Raw genomic sequence first — 16,908 nt, 5'->3', positions numbered from 1 at the left:
AGGAACAACCGGCCTGGACATGCTCGCCTGGACACTGGCGCTGCCGGCACCGATCCACAACAGCAGGAGTATTTTCGATGACCATCCCCCACCAAGAACATATCTGCGGCCCGGGCTGCCAGCACGGTGCTTCGCCAGCCGATGAGACGCTGATCCGCGAGGAATTCCAGGTTGCACGCCGTTCCTTCCTGCGCGACGCCATGGTGGTCGGTGGCGGCGCGGTCTCGGCCGGCGCCATCAGCGGTGCGATGGCACCGTCCCGGGCCTTTGCCCAGGGTGCGCCTGGCGCCCGGGCCAGCCAGGGCATGGCCAGCCACTACTACATTCCCGCCTCTGCCAGTACCGTGCTCTGGGGCTACTTCAGCAGATCGGCCAAGCCGGTGGTCGAAGTCGAATCGGGCGACTACGTGACCATGGAGACGCTGACCCACCATGCCAATGACGATGCCGAACGCATGGTCCGGGGCGACCCTGGCGCCGAGAGCGTGTTCCACTGGGACAGCCAGCGCAAGAACGTCGATCGCCGGGGCGCAGGCCCCATGGATGCCAAGAACGGCGCAGGCGGAGGCCAGGGCGTGCACATCTGCACGGGGCCGGTACGCATCAAGGGCGCCCAGCCCGGCGATGTGCTGGAAGTACGCATCATTGATGTGGTGCCGCGCCCCTCGGGCAACCCGCAGTTCAAGGGCCGGACCTTCGGCAGCAATGCGGCGGCGAACTGGGGCTTTCACTATGGCGACACGCTCACCGAGCCCCGGAAGCGCGAGGTGGTCACCATCTACGAGGTGGATGCGACCGGCGAGCGCAACTGGGCCCGCGCCGTCTACAACTACCGCTGGACGCCGCAGACCGACCCCTTCGGCGTGGTCCACCCGACCATCGACTATCCGGGCGTGCCCGTGGACCACCGCACGATCAGCAAGAACGAAAACGTGCTGCGCAATATCCGCGTTCCCGTGCGCCCGCATTTCGGCACCATCGGCGTGGCGCCGGCCGAGGCGGAGATGGCCAGCTCCATTCCGCCCAACCACACGGGCGGCAACATCGACAACTGGCGCATCGGCAAGGGGGCGACCATGTATTTCCCCGTGGCCGTGCCAGGGGCCAACTTCACCGTGGGCGATCCGCATGCCTCGCAGGGGGACTCCGAGCTGTGCGGCACGGCCATCGAGTGCTCGCTGACCGGCACCTTCCAGTTGATCCTGCACAAGAAGGCGGACCTGCCTGGAACGCCGCTGGCCGAGCTGGCCTATCCGCTGCTCGAAACCCAGGACGAATGGCTGCTGCACGGCTTCAGCTACGCCAACTACCTGGCGGAGCTGGGGCCGGATGCGCAAAACCAGATCTTCAAGAAGTCTTCCGTGGACCTGGCGCTGCGCGACGCCTATCACAAGATGCGCCACTTCCTCATGACCACCCAGGGGCTGGGAGAGGACGAGGCCATCTCGCTGATGTCGATCGCCGTGGACTTCGGCATCACCCAGGTGGTGGATGGCAACTGGGGCGTGCACGCGCTCGTGAAAAAGAGCATCTTCCCCGCGCGCGGGGCGTGAGTGCGTGAGTGAGTGCGTGCCTGCCCTGCGGGCCGGACCCGGCCGGTCTCAGCGCGCCAGGAAATCCCGGATGGCGAACAGCGTCTGGTCGGGCGCCTCGGTCATCTGGTTGTGGCCGCTGGGCAGGTGCACGATGCTGACCTGGCGCTGCGCGCCCCGGGCCGCCTCGATCAGGCCCTTGGCGGCCTTGGGCGGCGTCATCTGGTCCTGCTCGCCCAGGGCGAACAGGACCGGGCATTGCAGCGCCGCCATGGCCGCCTCGCCGCCCGCGTAGCTGTCGCAGGCCTTGAAGCCGGCGTGCAGCAGGTTGGTGCGGTCATTGCTGGCCAGCACGCGCCGGCCCAGCGCCATGCCGGCGCCGAACACCCAGCTGCCTGCGCCGCTGGGTGGCGCCAGCGTGGCGCGCGAGAACACATTCACCATGTGGATGGCCTGCTCGGGCGTGCTGAGCGCGGAGTCCAGCAAAGCAGGCGAGACCTTCATCGGGTAGGCCGTGCCCACCAGCACCAGGTGGCTGACGCGCGCGCCCAGCCGCGCAGCCGCTTCCATGGCGATCAGGCTGCCCCAGCTGTGGCCTACCAGCGCGGCCTTCTCGATGCCTGCCGCATCCATGAGCTGGCCGATGAAATCCGCCGCCGCCTCCACGCTGGCCGGCGCATCGCCTGCGCTGCGGCAGTGGCCCGGCAGGTCTATGGCCAGCACGTTCCAGCCGTGGTTGGCCAGGTAACGGCTTTGCAGTGCCCAGACGCTGTGGTCGCACAGCACGCCGTGGATGAGGATGGCCGTCGGCTGTGCGGGATTGAAGGCCTTGCCGCCGGTATAGGCGTAGATGGCGTGGCCGTGAACATCGATCTTCATTGTTGGTGTCTCCCTTGCCGATTCACGCGGCCTTCTCGGCCGCCTTGAGGGCGCGCTTGAGGTCGTCGATCAGGTCGTCTGCGTCTTCCAGCCCGATGGACAGGCGGATCGTGCCCTGGCCGATGCCGGCCTGGGCCAGCGCCTCGTCGCTCATGCGGAAGTGCGTGGTGCTGGCAGGGTGGATGACCAGGCTGCGGCAGTCGCCCACGTTGGCCAGGTGGCTGAAGACCTTGAGCGTCTCGATGAACTTGCGGCCCTGGTTGCGGTTGCCCTTGATGTCGAAGCTGAACACCGAGCCTGCGCCGCGCGGCAGCAGCTTCTTGGCGAGCTGGTGCGAGGGATGGGTATCGAGCAGCGGGTGGCCCACGCGGCCCACCAGCGGATGGCTGGCCAGGAATTGCACCACCTTCTCGGTGTTGCGGATATGGCGCTCCATGCGCAGCGGCAGCGTCTCTATGCCCTGCAGGATCAGCCAGGCCGTGTGCGGGCTCATGCAGGCGCCGAAGTCGCGCAGGCCTTCGCGGCGTGCGCGCAGAAGGAAGGCGCCAGTGCTGCTTTCCTCGCTGAACACCATGTTGTGGAAGCCGTCGTAGGGCTCGGTCAGCTCCGGGAAGCGTCCCGACTTTTCCCAGTCGAAGCTGCCGCCATCCACCACGATGCCCCCGACCACGGTGCCGTGGCCCGACAGGAACTTGGTGGCCGAGTGGTAGACGATGTCCGCGCCATGCTCCAGCGGCTTCATCAGCCAGGGCGAGGTCAGCGTGGAGTCCACCAGCAGCGGCACGCCGGCTTCATGGGCTATGGCGCTGATGGTGGGAATGTCGAGCACGTCCAGGCCCGGGTTGCCCACCGTCTCGCCGAAGAACAGCTTGGTGTTGGGGCGCACCGCGGCGCGCCAGCCGTCGATGTCGCCGGGCTTGACGAAGGTGGTTTCTATGCCGAAGCGCGCCAGCGTGTAGTGCAGCAGGTTCTGCGAGCCGCCGTACAGCGCCGTGCTGGCCACGATGTGGCTGCCCGCGCCCATGAGCGTGGCCACCGACAGGTGCAGCGCCGCCTGGCCGCTGGCCACGGCGATGGCGCCCACGCCGCCTTCCAGGGCCGAGACACGCTGCTCCAGCACGGCATTCGTGGGATTGGAGATGCGGCTGTAGACGTGCCCTGGGCGCTCCAGGTTGAACAGCGAGGCCGCATGGTCGCTGGACTCGAACACGAACGAGGTCGTGAGGTGGATGGGCGTCGCGCGCGCACCGGTGGCGGGGTCGGGCTGTGCGCCCGCGTGCAGCGCCAGAGTGTCAAAGCCGGGATCCGAGTAGCCGGGCATTCCTGTCTCCATGGTTGTCAAGGCAAGCGGGCATTGTGGGCTATATTTCCCGGCAGACATGGGCTTGCCGCAACCACGGCGACACAGACAATCTTGGAGATACGGCATGAAAGTAAGTGACATCCTGCGCGTCAAGGGCAACACCCTCTACACGGTGTCGCCGGACGAAAGCCTGGCCAGCGCGGTGCAGGTGATGTCCGAGCGCGATATAGGCTCCCTCGTGGTCATGGAGCACGGCGACGTGGTCGGCATGCTGACCTTCCGCGAAGTGATCCAGGGCTTTGTCAAGCACGGCGGCGTGGGCGAGACGCTGGTGCGCTCGGCCATGGACGACGCTCCCATGACCTGCACCATGGAAACCGACATGGACGAGGTGCGCCGCATGATGCTGGACCGCCATGCGCGCTACATGCCGGTGATGGACAAGCGCATGCTGATGGGCGTGATCAGCCTGTACGACGTGGCCAAGGCCGTGGTGGACAGCCAGAACTTCGAGAACCGCATGCTCAAGGCCTATATCCGCGACTGGCCCGAAGGCGAGCGCCAGGGCGCGGACTGATCATCCGGTCGCGGCAAGACCGTCCCTGCCCATGCGGCAAGGCCTGCGACCGCAGAACGCGGCGCAGGCCTTGGCTTTTTACGGGCGGGCGCAAGCCCGCTCAATGCACGCTGCTGCGCCGGGGCTTGAGCAAGGCGCTGGGCGGCACGGCATAGGCCTGCCTGAAGACGCGGCTGAAGTGCGAGAAGCTGGTGAAGCCGCAGGCCATCGCCACATCGGTCACGCGCCGCGCATTGTCGGCCTGCAGCAGCAGGTGGGCCTGGGCCAGGCGCTCGTTCCAGAGCCAGCGGCTGGGAGTCAGTCCCTCGGTGGCGAACAGGCGCGCCAGGCTGCGCAGCGACATGCCCAGGCCCTGGGCCACCTGCAGGGGCTTGAGCTCGGGGTCATCCAGCCGGGCCCGCATGTACTGCTTGGCCTGGGCAAGCCGGTTGCGGGTTCTGAAATCATCGGGCCTGGCTGAGACCAGCAGCATGGTCATCAGGGTGGGGTGAAGATTCTGGTCACCGGCATCCTGTTGAAGGATGGGTGAAGGCGGTGGAGTGCTGCTCGCAGGATCGCTGCGATCCTGGCGTTGCGTTGAGCCGGAAGAGGTCTGCATTTCACGAATCTCCCGCAAGTTGCGGCTGGTGCCTGAGGGATGGTCCGCAGGCGGTTGAAGAACAATGTTCTGTAATTCTAGCTATCAATATTTGTAATTTGATAGTTTTATTGTTTCTTTGCAGGAGATGGCAGCCTGCGCAATGCACCGCTGCAGCGGGAGCGGCGCCTGGGGGCGACCCGGGCATAATCATCGGCCTATGAGCGGCAACACCTTCGGAACCCTATTCACTGTCACCAACTTCGGCGAATCGCATGGCCCGGCCATCGGCTGCGTCATCGACGGTTGCCCGCCTGGCATGGCACTTAGCGAGGCGGACATCCAGCACGACCTGGACCGCCGCCGCCCCGGCACCAGCAAGTTCGTGACGCAGCGCAACGAGCCGGACGCGGTGGAAATCCTCTCGGGTGTCTACGAAGGCCGTACCACGGGCACGCCGATCGCTTTGCTGATCCGCAATACCGACCAGCGCAGCAAGGACTACTCCAACATTGCGCAAAGCTTTCGTCCCGGCCATGCCGACTACGCCTACTTCCAGAAGTACGGCATCCGTGATCCGCGCGGCGGCGGCCGCTCCTCCGCACGGCTGACGGCGCCCACGGTGGCGGCCGGCGCCGTGGCCAAGAAGTGGCTCAAGGAAAAATTCGGCACCGAGTTCCGCGCCTGCATGACCCAGGTGGGCGAGCTGTCGCTGCCCTTCGAGAGCTGGGAGCATGTGCGCAACAATCCCTTCTTTGCGCCGGTGGCCGATGTGTCCCGCTACGAGGAATACATGGATGCGCTGCGCAAGTCGGGCGACTCCTGCGGCGCCGCGCTGCGCGTGCAGGCCAGTGGCATGCCGGTGGGCCTGGGCCAGCCGCTGTATGACCGCCTCGATGCCGACGTCGCCTACGCCATGATGGGCCTGAACGCCGTCAAGGCCGTGGAGATCGGCGCGGGCTTCGACAGCGTGGTCCAGCGCGGCACCACGCACGGCGACTCGCTGAGCCCCGAAGGCTTTCGCAGCAACAACGCCGGTGGCATCGTGGGCGGCATCAGCACGGGCCAGGATCTGGAGGTGCGCATCGCCATCAAGCCCACCAGCTCCATCATCACGCCGCGCGAGTCCATCGACACCCAGGGCCAGAGCACCGAAGTCATCACCAAGGGTCGCCATGACCCCTGCGTGGGCATCCGCGCCGCGCCCATCGCCGAAGCGTTGCTGGCCCTGGTGGTGATGGACCACGCCCTGCGCCACCGCGCCCAGTGCGGCGACGTCGATTCAGGCCTGGCGCCGATTCCTGCCGCGGCGCCCTGAAAGCGCTGCCAGGACGCCAAAGAGAAAGCCGCCCAAGGGCGGCTTTCTTGTGTCCTGCCGGCCTGATCAGCCGGGATTGCGGACTTCATCCATGACGTTCTTGAAGTCGTCCACGTCCTCGAAGCTGCGGTAGACGCTGGCGTAGCGGATGTAGCCGACCTTGTCGAGCAGCTTGAGCTCGCGCATCACCATCTCGCCCAGGCGGCTGGAGAGCACTTCGCGCTCGCCCAGGTTGCGCAGCCGTTCCTCGATGCGCTCGATGGCGGCATCGATCTGCTCCGTGCTCACGGGACGCTTGCGCAGCGCAATCTTGAACGAACCCAGCAGCTTGGCGCGCTCGTACTCGATGCGCCGCCCGTCCTTCTTGACGATGGCGGGGAAGCTGACCTCGGGCCGCTCATAGGTGGTGAAGCGCTTGTCGCAGCCGCCGCATTGGCGGCGGCGGCGGATGAAGCCCCCATCCTCGGCCTCACGGGTCTCCACGACCTGGGTGTCCGGGTGGCTGCAGAACGGGCACTTCATGGCAGGCCTCTATGCGCTCAAATCAGGCGCCGTAGACCGGGAAGCGGGCCGTCAGCTCGGCCACCTGGGCGCGCACGCGGGCCAGGTTGGCTTCGTCGCTGGGGTTCTCCAGCACGTCGGCCAGCAGGTTGGCCGTCAGGCGGGCTTCCTCTTCCTTGAAGCCGCGCGTGGTCATGGCGGGCGTGCCCACGCGGATGCCGCTGGTGACCATCGGCTTTTCGGGGTCGTTGGGGATGGAGTTCTTGTTGATCGTCATGTGGGCGGCACCCAGTGCGGCTTCGGCCGCCTTGCCGGTGATGCCCTTGGCGCGCAGGTCCACCAGCATGACGTGGCTTTCCGTGCGGCCGGAGACGATGCGCAGGCCGCGGGCCGTCAGCGTTTCGGCGACGACCTTGGCATTCTTCACGACCTGCTCCTGGTAGGCCTTGAACTCGGGAGACAGTGCTTCCTTGAAGGCCACGGCCTTGCCGGCGATGACGTGCATCAGCGGGCCGCCTTGCAGGCCGGGGAAGATGGCGCTGTTGATGGCCTTCTCATGCTCGGCCTTCATCAGGATCACGCCGCCGCGCGGGCCGCGCAGGCTCTTGTGCGTGGTGGTGGTGACCACGTCGGCGTGGGGCACGGGGTTGGGGTACACGCCCGCGGCGATCAGGCCGGCGTAGTGGGCCATGTCCACCCAGAAGATGGCGCCGACTTCCTTTGCGATCTTGGCGAAGCGCTCGAAGTCGATGGCCAGGGCGTAGGCCGATGCGCCGGCCACGATGATGCGGGGCTTGTGCTCGCGCGCCAGCGCTTCCATCTTGTCGTAGTCGATGGCTTCTTCGGCGTTCAGGCCGTAGGAGACCACGTTGAACCACTTGCCCGACATGTTCAGCGGCATGCCGTGCGTCAGGTGGCCGCCTTCGGCCAGGCTCATGCCCATGATGGTGTCGCCGGGCTTGGCAAAGGCCATCAGCACGGCCTGGTTGGCCTGGGAGCCGGAGTTGGGCTGAACGTTGGCTGCCTCGGCGCCGAACAGCTTCTTGACGCGGTCGATGGCAAGCTGCTCGACCACATCGACGTTCTCGCAGCCGCCGTAGTAGCGCTTGCCCGGGTAGCCTTCGGCGTACTTGTTGGTGAGCTGGGAGCCCTGGGCTTCCATCACGGCGGGCGAGCAGTAGTTCTCGCTGGCGATCAGCTCGATATGTTCTTGTTGACGCAGGTTCTCGGCCTGGATGGCGGCAAAGACTTCGGCGTCGACTTTCTCGACGGTATTGGTGCGTTGAAACATGGCAGTCCTGTGAACTTGAAATTCCCTTGAGGCCAAGGGCTGCCCAGGCGAACGGCGGAACACTCCAGATCCCGCGTGCGCATGGAGGCTGGGCGGTACGCTCCCCGGTGGTTCACAGAAGGTGGTTCTTTTCAGGCCTTCTGCTGGTTTCCACGTCAGCGGCAGCGGTGCGTGAAGCGGCTGCGCCTATCGCCAGTTGCGTACCCCGCTAGTGTAGCTGAGCTGATGGAGCCGAAGACAGGCGAGGGGCGTTGGCAAAGCCGCCTGCCTGGCAGATCAGCGGGTGCAGGCAGGCATGAAAAAAGCTGGCCTTAGCCAGCTTCGTGCGCCATGTCGGTGGTTCCGGTTACAGCGCCGGCTCCTGTGTCTGCAGGGCCACCTGTTCGGTGCGCGCGGACATGCTGCTCGAGCTGACCGGCACTGCCGGGGTGCCAGCGGACGCTGCCGAGGCCGCAGGTCCGGCTGCCTCGGCCGTGGATGTGGCCGGCTTGGTGGCTGCGATCTGGACGGCCTGCTTGGGCTGCTCGATCTTGGCGGTCATCAGCGGCACGGCACGCAGGCCGGCGGCCATGCGCAGGCGCTGGTGCTCGGCCAGCACCTTGGCGGCATAGCCGCCGTCGGTGGGCAGGTTGGCCGCGCCCACGTAGTAGCGCAGGCCACCTTCGATGGAGCCGGCGCGCTCAATGCACTCCTTGAGCACGCGCACGCCCACGCGCAGATTGCTGACGGGGTCGAACGCGGCGTTCTGGCCGCCGAAGTTCTCGTACTTGTCGGTATGCACCGTGGTCATCACCTGCATCAGGCCCTGCGCGCCGACAGCACTTTGCGCGAACGGATTGAAGCTGGACTCGATGGCCATGATGGCCAGGATCAGCGTCGGGTCCAGGCGGTTGACCTTGCCCAGGTCGTAGGCCTCGCTGACCAGTGCCGCGATGGGCTCGGGCGCCACGCGGTACTTCTTGCTGAGCCAGAAGGCCACGGCCGCCTGATCCTTGGGCAGGTTCTTCGGGTTGGTCGCCGTCGCGCGGTCGCTGGCCGCGAGTTCGACGGGCGCACCCAGCTCGGCCATCTGGCGAGCGGTCAGCCAGGAGCGCAGCTGGCTCTCTCCGGCATCGCGCAGGTCGGGACGGGCGAACAAGGTAATGGCCAGGAAGGCCACAGCCAGGCCCAGAAGGGCGAAGCTGTTGTGGATGATGGCAAGAAAACCGTTGGCCACATCGATGGCGAACGTTCGCGCGGCGGCGAAAAATTTTCCTGACGCTGGCATAGCTTTTTCCTTTCTAGGGGCACCAACCCGAAACGGCCTTCGCCGAAGCGAAGGCCGGTGAGGCTGACACCCTGGATTGGGTGCTGCGGATCCGGGAGGCTGGCGCTTGGTGCACCGTTGCGTTGTAGGCCTGCGGGATCTGCTCAGTCGTGAGGCAGCAGAAACAAAAAACGCTCTATTCGAGCGCTGGCGGATTCTAGGAGCTCACCAAATACACGGTCAACACTATGAATTGCGTTTGTTAGATCGATGAATAATAACAAACCATGGATGCAAACACAGTTTCTGAGTGTTTGAGAGCAGGTTGCGTGCTACCGATGTGGGGCGCTTGCGGCGGTTGTACAGGGCTTCATGAAATTGCAATGAAATGCAAAAGCACTGGCAGGCCTGGCCTGCGTCCTTCTATATTGGAGGCGACTGCTCCTGCAGTCGTCTCGCCAAGGTGGAAGACGGGTAAAAGTGGTGTTCGATGGTTCGGGCACAGTCGTTCAAGTCTTCTTCCGCGGCCTTCCTGGAAGCAATCTCTTGCTTCCGAGCAGCAAGGACCATCCTCTCCTTGACTGCGGAAAACGGCCAGGACTTGTGCCTGCCGTAAAGCCCGGAAGCCGGTTCAAGGCTTCCGGGCTTTGTCGTTCCAGGGTGACTGCAACGTCAAGAAATGTGCGGTGATGCGGGTTGAGGTCTTGCTGCCAGCCCAATTTCTGATGCAATGCAGCCACCGCTGCGTCCTCTGTCCAGGATGGCGCCGTACTAGTTATTAGAGCCCCATGCAATTTCTCTTCAAGCACCGCTGGCTGCGCAGGCTGGCCATCGCCTTTGCAGCGTTTCTTTTGCTGTGGCTGCTGCTGTGGGCGCTGGTGCCCGTTGTCGCCAAAAGCCAGCTGGAAAAGCAGGCATCGGCCAAGCTGGGTCGCCAGGTCCATGTGGGGGCAGTGGAGTTCCGGCCCTGGTCGCTGGAGCTGACCCTGCGTGATCTGCGCATTGCCAAAAGCCAGCCGGCGGGCGCAGGGCAGGCAGAACCCGCGCCGTCGTCGCCACAGCTGCAGGTCGACCGCATCTATGTGAATGCCAGTATCCAGTCCCTCTTCAGGCTGGCGCCTGTCCTGGATGCCATCGAGGTCGATGCGCCGGTGCTGCGCCTCACGCAGCAGAGCCTGGGGCACTTCGATGTGGATGATGTGCTGGCCCGGCTGGCCGAGCCCAGCGATACGCCGCCGGCCAAGCCCTTGGGCTTTGCGCTGTACAACATTGCGCTGCGCGACGGCCGCGTGCAATTGCAGGACGATGTCCAGCAGCGTGAGCACATGCTGGATCAGCTGCAGCTGAAGCTGCCGTTCATCAGCAATCTGGAGTCCAAGCGCGAGATCAAGGTGCTGCCGCACCTGTCCTTCGCGCTCAATGGCAGCCGCTTTGAATCCAGTGCCCAGAGCACGCCTTTCACCGACCAGCGCCAGACGGCCGTCGATCTGAGCTGGCAGGGTGTGGACCTGACGCCTTACCTGGGCTATGTGCCCGCCAATGCCCCCGTCAAGCCGCGCTCCGGCGTGCTGGATACCAATCTGCACATCTCCTTTGAGCAGGCCGAGCAGGCCGTGGTGCGGATCACCGGCGAGGTCAGCCTGTCCGGTGCCGAGTTGCTTGACCGCGATGAGGCGCCCCTGCTGCGTTTCGAGCGCCTGGCGGCCGTGCTCAAGAACGTGCAGCCCCTGCAGTCGGTGGTGGAGCTGGAGTCCGTGCAGTGGAGCGCTCCAGAGATTTTCGCGGCCCGTGATGCGCAAGGCCGCATCAACTGGATGGCGATGGGCAGTCGCTCTGCCTCCGATTCCAGGCCGGCAGTGGAAAAGCCTGCCTCCGATGCGCCCCAGCCCTGGAGGGTGAGCCTGGACAGGCTGGCCATTTCCGATGCCACGGTGCATTGGCGCGATGCGTCGCCCGGCGCAGGCCAGTCGGGTGCGGCGCTGCAGGCGCGCCAGCTGTCATTGGAAGTGCGCGATGTCCGCTGGCCGCTGGAGCAGCCTTTGCAATTTGATGCCGGCATGCAGGTGCAGTCTGCAGCGGCAGGAGAGGGTGCAAAACCCGCCGAACTGAGGCTGAGCGGCGCCATGACCGACAGGCAGGGGCAACTGGCCGTCTCCGCGCGCCAGTTGCCTCTGCAACTAGCGGCGCCGTATCTGTCTGCCCATCTCAAGCCGGAGCTGACCGGCCTGCTGAGCACCGACGCCGGCCTGGGCTGGAGCGGCTCCGCCATGGTGGTGCAGGTGGCCGAGCTGGGCGTGGAGCAGTTGAGCCTCAAGGACAAGGCCGCGCCGGTCGACATCGCGCGCCTGCAGCTGGAGCAGGCACAGGTCAATCTGGCCAGCCAGCAGGTTTCCGTGGGGCGCCTGGCGCTGCAAAAGCCGCAGCTGGGCGTGTCGCGCGACGCCCAGGGCCGGTGGATGTATGAGCAATGGCTGCCACCCGCATCCTCGGCACCTGCGACGCCGGACCCCGCCAAGGACAAGCCCAGGCCCTGGGGTCTGAGGCTGCAGGCCGTGGAAGTGGACGGTGGCGCCGTTGCGCTGCGTGACGAAGCGCCCGTGCGCAACGCCGATTCGGCGCGCACCGTGTCCCTGGATCTGAGTTCACTGCGCCTGCGCTTGGGCGCCATCGAGCCGCTGGCGGCCAAGTCCGCCCCCACGCCGCTGGAGCTGTCCGCCCAGGTCGGCTCGGGCCGGCGTGTCCAGGCAGGATCGCTGAGCCTGCGCGGCGATCTGGGACTGGCGCCACTGTCGCTTCAGGGCAGGCTGCAGGCGCGCAGCCTGCCGCTGCACGCGCTGGAGCCCTACTTTGCCGACATGCTCAATGTGGAGCTGGTGCGCGCCGATGGCAATTTCCTGGGTCAGCTGCGCTTTGCCAGCCAGCCTGCCGGCCCCGAGCTGATGGTGCAGGGCGATGTCGAACTGGTGGATCTGCGCATGCGCTCCGCGCTGGCCTCGCCCGTGCAAGCCGGGGGTGAGGCTGCGGTGCAGGGCGTACCCAGCACGGCCGCAGGCGCCGTGGCAGCCGTGCTCAGCGAATCCACGGCCGACCGGGCCAAGGCTCGATCGGCTGCCTTGGGCCTGGGCCTGCGCGATGAACTCGTCGCCTGGAAAACCTTGGCCGTGCGTGGCCTGGACCTGCAGATGCAGCCCGCCCAGCCACTGCGCCTGAGCGTGCGCGAGACGGCGCTCAGCGACTTCTTTGCACGCGTGATCGTGCAGCGCAATGGCCGCATCAATCTGCAGGACATCGTCAAGTCGGCCCAGTCTCAGCAGTCCCTGGAGCAAAACACCGCGCCGGCTGCGGATGGCGCGGCGGCTCCTGCCGAGCCCGTCCCGCCGAAGGCCGCTTCCGGGCCTGCACCGGTCATCAAGATCGGCCCCATCGTGCTGACGGGCGGCAAGGTGCAGTTCTCCGACTACTTCATCCAGCCCAACTACTCGGCTGACCTCAGCGAGCTGGCCGGCCGCCTGAGCGCCTTCTCGTCCGAACAGCCGGCCGGGGAGCAGGGGCCGCAACTGGCGGATGTGGAGCTGCGCGGCCGCGCCCAGGGCACGGCTTCGCTGGAGATCACCGGCCAGGTCAATCCGCTGGCCAAGCCGCTGGCCCTGGACATACGCGCCCAGATGCGCGATCTGGAGCTGCCGCCGCTGTCGCCGTACTCCATCAAGTACGCGGGCCATGGCATCGAGCGCGGCAAGCTCAGCATGGATGTCAGCTACAAGATCGAGCCCGATGGCCAGCTCACGGCGCGCAACAAGCTGGTGCTGCACCAGCTCACCTTCGGCGAAGCCGTCGAAGGTGCGCCGGCCTCGCTGCCCGTGCGCCTGGCCGTGGCATTGCTGGCCGACCGCAACGGCGTCATCGACCTGGACCTGCCGGTCAGCGGCTCGCTCAACGACCCGCAATTCAGGTTGGCGCCAGTCATCTTCAAGATCATCGGCAACCTGATCATGAAGGCCGTCACCTCGCCGTTCTCGCTGCTGTCGGGCGCATTTGGCGGCAGCGGCGAGTCGGGCGTGGTGGCCTTTGCGCCGGGCCGATCCCAGATCGATGCCAAGGCCCGCGAAAGCCTGGACAAGGTGGTCGCCTCCCTCAAGGAGCGCCCGGCCCTCAGGCTCACCGTGATCGGCGAGGCGCGCGAGGCCCAGGACAAGGAGGCCTGGAAGCAGGCCGAACTCGATCGCCTGTTGCTGGCCCAGAAGCGCCGCCAGGTGCTGCGCGAGGGCAAATCGGCAGAATCGGTGACCGAGTTGTCTGCTGCCGAAGTGCCGGCTTTGACCAAGGCGCTTTACAGCCGTGCCGACTTTGCCAAGCCGCGCAATGTCATCGGCATGGCCAAGGACTTGCCCACCGACCAGATGCGCAGCCTGCTGCTGGAGCAGATCACCGTGCCCGACGATGCCATGCGCGAGCTGGCGCTGGCGCGCGGCGTGGCCGTTCGCGACTATCTGGCGCAGCAGCAGTTGCCGCTCGAGCGCCTGTTTCTCGGGGCCCCGAAACTGGATTCCGACGACCAGGAATGGAGCCCGCGCGCCCAGCTCAGCCTGTCCGCACAGTAGCCCGGTTTTGGCTCCGCTTCAAATAACGGCGAGAATATGGTTTTCCCGGCCCGGCTAGCATGCCTGCATGCAGCCCGGCCGGCCGCGTCTGGCGGCCCGCGGCAGCCAGGCATTCAACGATTGATTCATGTCTTCTCTTTCCCCCCGCAGCACCATGTCCGATGCACCTGAAGTGAGCCCTGCTTCTGCCAAGAATCCTGAACAACACCCCTTGGATGTGCTCACGGGCGGTGCCTTCTCCGCCGAAACCTCGGGTGATCGCGCCTCGCGCATCCGCGACTGGCTGGCAACCCAGCCTTCGGTCGAGCAATTGCAGGACGTCCTCAAGGAGCTGAGCGCGCGCGACAAGAGCGCGGCCCGCGCCGTGCGTGAGCGTCTGGATGAAATCCGCCGCACCAAGGACCAGGAAAAGATCGCAGTGGAATGGGCTGAAAAGGCCCAGGCACTGCTGGTCGCATCGCCCTTCAATGCCGCCGACGCCATCGCCTGGCAGCGCGACGCCGCCAAGGCAGGCGCCCCGCTGTCGCGTGAGCCGCTGTCGCAGTACAAGGCCCAACTGGCCGAGCGCGTCAAGGCCATCGAGGAACTGCAGCATCGCGTGCAGGTCCAGCGCGAAGTGGCTGTCTTGCTGGCCCAGCGCATCGAAGTCCTGTCCACCAAGCCATGGCGCGACGCCCAGGCTGTGCTCGACAACCTGCGCGCCGACGTGGCCCGCTGGCAGGAGCAGGCCGGCGAGCTCACCGGCGATGCCAACTGGGCCAGCGTGGATGGACGCTTCCCGCCCCAGCTGGAAGCCGCCAGCGCACAGCTGATCCTTGTCTGGGATGCCTTCCAGTCTGCCCTTGCGCTGACCGAGGTAGCCGCAGCGGACGAAGCAGCCCCGCTGCCCACCGTGCCCGTGTGGGCCGATGAACTGCGTGTGGCGCGTGGCCTGCCTCCCGAGGCAGCGGCCGCCGAGCCGTCCAAGCCAGCGCCTGCCGGCCGCAGCGCAGCGCAGCCCAAGGCCAAGACGTCGCCTGAGCAGGTGGCTGCCGCCAGCGCTGCCCTGACCCAGGCGCTGGAACAGCTCCAGGCCGAGACGGCTGCTGGCGAAAGCAAGGCTGGCTCCGCTGCCGTGCAAGCCGTGCGTGCCGCCATCAAGGCCCATGGTCGTCTGGTGGACGACGCACTGGTCACCAAGGTGCACGAGGCCCTCTTGGCAGCAGGCGAAGCCGAAGGCTGGCCGCGCCAGAACGCAGACAAGCTGCGTGAGGAGCTGGTTGCCAAGGCGGAAGCTCTGCTGAACCGTCCTGAAGGCCAGGCGCTGGGCGGTCGCAAGATCCAGGAATCCCTGCGCAGCCTGCGTGAGCAGTGGAAGCTGGCCGACCAGGGCAGCGCGGCCAACCACGCTCTCTGGAAGAAGTTTGACGAAGCCTGCAACGCGGCCCACAAGGTGGTCGAGTCCTGGCACGACAAGCTGCGCACGGAAACCACCCAGTCCAAGGCACAGCGCCTGGCGCTGATCGAAGAGATCAAGGCCTGGGCAGCGCAGCAGGCCGCCAGCGAAGATCTCAAGGGTGCGGCCCGCGCATTGCGCCAGTTCGCTGAACGCTGGCGCGAGAGCGGTCATATCGGTGAAAAACTGTTTGCCGAGCTGCAGCCCCAGTTCAAGCAGGCCATGGCCCTGGCCGAGGCTCCGCTGCATGCTGCGCAAAAGGCCAGCCTGCAGCGCCGCCACGCCATGATCGACGAGGCCACGGCGCTGGGCGCCGCACCCAGCCTGCGCATCGATGCCGTCAAGGCACTGCAGCAGCGCTGGCAGGCCGAGGCGCAGGCCGTGCCGCTGGATCGCAAGCACGAGCAAAAGCTGTGGGACGCCTTCCGCAAGCCCCTGGACGAGGCTTTCAACCGCAAGGGCAGCGAGCGTGGTTCCCGGGCCGCAGCCGTGCAGCTCAGCGACCATGACCGCCGCGTACTGGAGGCTTCGCAGGCCGTGGAAGCTGCCAACACATCGGGTGACGTGCAGCAAATCCGCGCTGCGGTGGAGGCTCTGGAGCAGGCGCTGCGCGGCCGTGCCGATGCCTCCGTCAACGCTGCCCAGCCGGAACAGGCGCCAGTGGCTGCGGCCGGCTCGGAAGAATCGCAAGCGAAGCCGGCGCCGGTGCGCCCCGTGGTTGCCGTGCGCGGGGATGATCGTCCCGGCATGAAGAAGGAAGAGGGTGGTGCGCGCGCTGCCCGTCCTGGCGACCGCCGCGACGGTGGCCGTGGCCGCGATGGAAGGGACGGACGCGACAACCGTGACAATGGCCGCTTTGGCCGCGAACCGCGTGAAGAGCGCGGTCCGCGCCTGGCCGATCCGGCCTTCCGTGCCCAGCGTGAAGCCATGGAGCATGCGCAGGACGCTCTGCGCAAGCTCGCGGCCCAGGCCCATGGCGAAGCGCTGACCCAGCTGATGGCAGCCTGGGAATCGCGTGACGCTACGCAGATTCCGGCGGCCCAGCAGCTCGGCGGTCGCGTGTCTGCGCAAGTGCGCAGCGCCTGGTCGCAGGCACTGGCCCAGGCGCCCAAGGGTGATGCGGGTGAAGCCCTGCTGCGCCTTGAAATGGCTGCCGACGTGCCCACGCCTGCAGAGCATCTGAGCGCCCGCCGTGCCCTGCAGCTGCAACTGCTGACGCGCCGCAACGATCCGGCCCCGCAGGAAACCTGGGGCAGCGATGCCGCGCGGGTGCTGGCATCGGCACGCGATGACGCCACCGCACGCCGCCTGCAGAACGTGCTCAAGCAACTGCTGCGCAAGTGACGGGGTGGGGTTGAGACCCTCATCGTCAAGAAAGGGAGCCGTCGGCTCCCTTTTTTTTTGACCCTGCCGATACCTGATGGTGCTTGGGATGGAGGCATCCGTGTACGCACCCAAGCAAAAAGGCCGTTGCATGTGCAACGGCCTTTTCATGTTTGGTGCCCAGGAGAGGACTCGAACCTCCACGGAGTTACCCGCTAGTACCTGAAACTAGTGCGTCTACCAATTCCGCCACCTGGGCATTTCAGAGTACGCAAATTATATAGCGCGAAAGCGACGTGCCGGGCCGGCTTGCAAAGATTTTCGT

Annotated in this window: 11 protein-coding genes, 1 tRNA gene and 1 riboswitch; of the genes, 5 read left to right on the top strand and 7 right to left on the bottom strand. The window is 66.3% G+C overall.

The genetic code is table 11. The annotated features are described in order from the left end of the window. Positions 1-77 precede the first annotated feature (77 nt). The gene (locus tag ACF8NF_RS00770; protein WP_392449906.1) at positions 78-1,553 is read left to right on the top strand and encodes an acetamidase/formamidase family protein; all 1,476 of its coding nucleotides are present in this window, start codon (positions 78-80) and stop codon (positions 1,551-1,553) included. A gap of 48 nt (positions 1,554-1,601) precedes the next feature. Here ACF8NF_RS00770 and ACF8NF_RS00765 read toward each other — a convergent pair whose 3' ends face one another. Both ACF8NF_RS00765 and ACF8NF_RS00760 read right to left on the bottom strand, forming a co-directional pair. After that, positions 1,602-2,411: an alpha/beta fold hydrolase gene (locus ACF8NF_RS00765; protein ID WP_277848801.1), complete on the bottom strand. Its 810-nt coding sequence runs from the start codon at positions 2,409-2,411 to the stop codon at positions 1,602-1,604. A gap of 22 nt (positions 2,412-2,433) precedes the next feature. Continuing rightward, positions 2,434-3,732 carry an O-acetylhomoserine aminocarboxypropyltransferase gene (locus ACF8NF_RS00760; protein ID WP_017406117.1) on the bottom strand — a complete coding sequence of 433 codons (1,299 nt, stop codon included), beginning with the start codon at positions 3,730-3,732 and terminating at the stop codon, positions 2,434-2,436. A 106-nt stretch (positions 3,733-3,838) separates the two neighbouring features. Here ACF8NF_RS00760 and ACF8NF_RS00755 point away from each other — a divergent pair, with 106 nt between their 5' ends. After that, positions 3,839-4,291, top strand: a complete 453-nt coding sequence (locus ACF8NF_RS00755) for a CBS domain-containing protein (protein WP_012206758.1) — start codon at positions 3,839-3,841, stop codon at positions 4,289-4,291. Between the two features lie 100 nt (positions 4,292-4,391). Here ACF8NF_RS00755 and ACF8NF_RS00750 read toward each other — a convergent pair whose 3' ends face one another. Then, the gene (locus ACF8NF_RS00750) at positions 4,392-4,763 is read right to left on the bottom strand and encodes a helix-turn-helix domain-containing protein (RefSeq protein WP_231574343.1); all 372 of its coding nucleotides are present in this window, start codon (positions 4,761-4,763) and stop codon (positions 4,392-4,394) included. Between the two features lie 325 nt (positions 4,764-5,088). Here ACF8NF_RS00750 and aroC point away from each other — a divergent pair, with 325 nt between their 5' ends. Next, a complete protein-coding gene (gene aroC, locus ACF8NF_RS00745) occupies positions 5,089-6,186 on the top strand; it encodes a chorismate synthase (protein ID WP_016447498.1) in 1,098 nt (365 codons plus the stop codon). 66 nt (positions 6,187-6,252) lie between these two features. Here aroC and nrdR read toward each other — a convergent pair whose 3' ends face one another. The 3 genes from nrdR to ACF8NF_RS00730 all read right to left on the bottom strand — a co-directional run bounded on the left by nrdR (position 6,253) and on the right by ACF8NF_RS00730 (position 9,245). Then, positions 6,253-6,708 carry a transcriptional regulator NrdR gene (gene nrdR, locus ACF8NF_RS00740; RefSeq protein ID WP_012206755.1) on the bottom strand — a complete coding sequence of 152 codons (456 nt, stop codon included), beginning with the start codon at positions 6,706-6,708 and terminating at the stop codon, positions 6,253-6,255. A 22-nt stretch (positions 6,709-6,730) separates the two neighbouring features. Continuing rightward, on the bottom strand, positions 6,731-7,978 hold the full coding sequence (gene glyA, locus ACF8NF_RS00735) for a serine hydroxymethyltransferase (RefSeq protein ID WP_016447497.1): 1,248 nt from the start codon (positions 7,976-7,978) through the stop codon (positions 6,731-6,733). Positions 7,979-8,012: 34 nt separating this feature from the next. Further along, positions 8,013-8,188: riboswitch (ZMP/ZTP riboswitch) on the bottom strand. Positions 8,189-8,324: 136 nt separating this feature from the next. Next, positions 8,325-9,245, bottom strand: a complete 921-nt coding sequence (locus tag ACF8NF_RS00730; protein WP_016447496.1) for a lytic transglycosylase domain-containing protein — start codon at positions 9,243-9,245, stop codon at positions 8,325-8,327. Between the two features lie 767 nt (positions 9,246-10,012). On the opposite strand from ACF8NF_RS00730, the gene ACF8NF_RS00725 reads away from it, so the two are divergent. After that, positions 10,013-13,825, top strand: coding sequence for a DUF748 domain-containing protein (locus ACF8NF_RS00725; RefSeq protein ID WP_392449905.1), 3,813 nt, complete (start codon positions 10,013-10,015; stop codon positions 13,823-13,825). A 154-nt stretch (positions 13,826-13,979) separates the two neighbouring features. Further along, the gene (locus ACF8NF_RS00720) at positions 13,980-16,604 is read left to right on the top strand and encodes a DUF349 domain-containing protein (RefSeq protein WP_392450187.1); all 2,625 of its coding nucleotides are present in this window, start codon (positions 13,980-13,982) and stop codon (positions 16,602-16,604) included. A gap of 153 nt (positions 16,605-16,757) precedes the next feature. On the opposite strand, the gene ACF8NF_RS00715 is transcribed toward ACF8NF_RS00720, so the two are convergent. After that, a tRNA-Leu gene (locus ACF8NF_RS00715) sits at positions 16,758-16,842 on the bottom strand. Positions 16,843-16,908: the final 66 nt, after the last annotated feature.

Source organism: Delftia sp. WSY_22, assembly GCF_043104185.1.
Taxonomy (GTDB): domain Bacteria; phylum Pseudomonadota; class Gammaproteobacteria; order Burkholderiales; family Burkholderiaceae_C; genus Comamonas; species Comamonas tsuruhatensis.
The sequence above is the reverse complement of the archived record's forward strand: the minus strand, read 5'-3'. Positions and strand labels throughout refer to the sequence as shown.

Excerpts from the sequence above, each read along its gene's own strand:
- ACF8NF_RS00765 (WP_277848801.1), bottom strand. The coding sequence starts at position 2,411 with ATGAAGATCGATGTTCACGGCCACGCCATCTACGCCTATACCGGCGGC.
- glyA (WP_016447497.1), bottom strand. The coding sequence starts at position 7,978 with ATGTTTCAACGCACCAATACCGTCGAGAAAGTCGACGCCGAAGTCTTT.
- ACF8NF_RS00750 (WP_231574343.1), bottom strand. The coding sequence starts at position 4,763 with ATGCTGCTGGTCTCAGCCAGGCCCGATGATTTCAGAACCCGCAACCGG.
- aroC (WP_016447498.1), top strand. The coding sequence starts at position 5,089 with ATGAGCGGCAACACCTTCGGAACCCTATTCACTGTCACCAACTTCGGC.
- ACF8NF_RS00755 (WP_012206758.1), top strand. The coding sequence starts at position 3,839 with ATGAAAGTAAGTGACATCCTGCGCGTCAAGGGCAACACCCTCTACACG.
- ACF8NF_RS00760 (WP_017406117.1), bottom strand. The coding sequence starts at position 3,732 with ATGCCCGGCTACTCGGATCCCGGCTTTGACACTCTGGCGCTGCACGCG.
- ACF8NF_RS00730 (WP_016447496.1), bottom strand. The coding sequence starts at position 9,245 with ATGCCAGCGTCAGGAAAATTTTTCGCCGCCGCGCGAACGTTCGCCATC.
- ACF8NF_RS00720 (WP_392450187.1), top strand. The coding sequence starts at position 13,980 with ATGTCCGATGCACCTGAAGTGAGCCCTGCTTCTGCCAAGAATCCTGAA.
- nrdR (WP_012206755.1), bottom strand. The coding sequence starts at position 6,708 with ATGAAGTGCCCGTTCTGCAGCCACCCGGACACCCAGGTCGTGGAGACC.
- ACF8NF_RS00770 (WP_392449906.1), top strand. The coding sequence starts at position 78 with ATGACCATCCCCCACCAAGAACATATCTGCGGCCCGGGCTGCCAGCAC.
- ACF8NF_RS00725 (WP_392449905.1), top strand. The coding sequence starts at position 10,013 with ATGCAATTTCTCTTCAAGCACCGCTGGCTGCGCAGGCTGGCCATCGCC.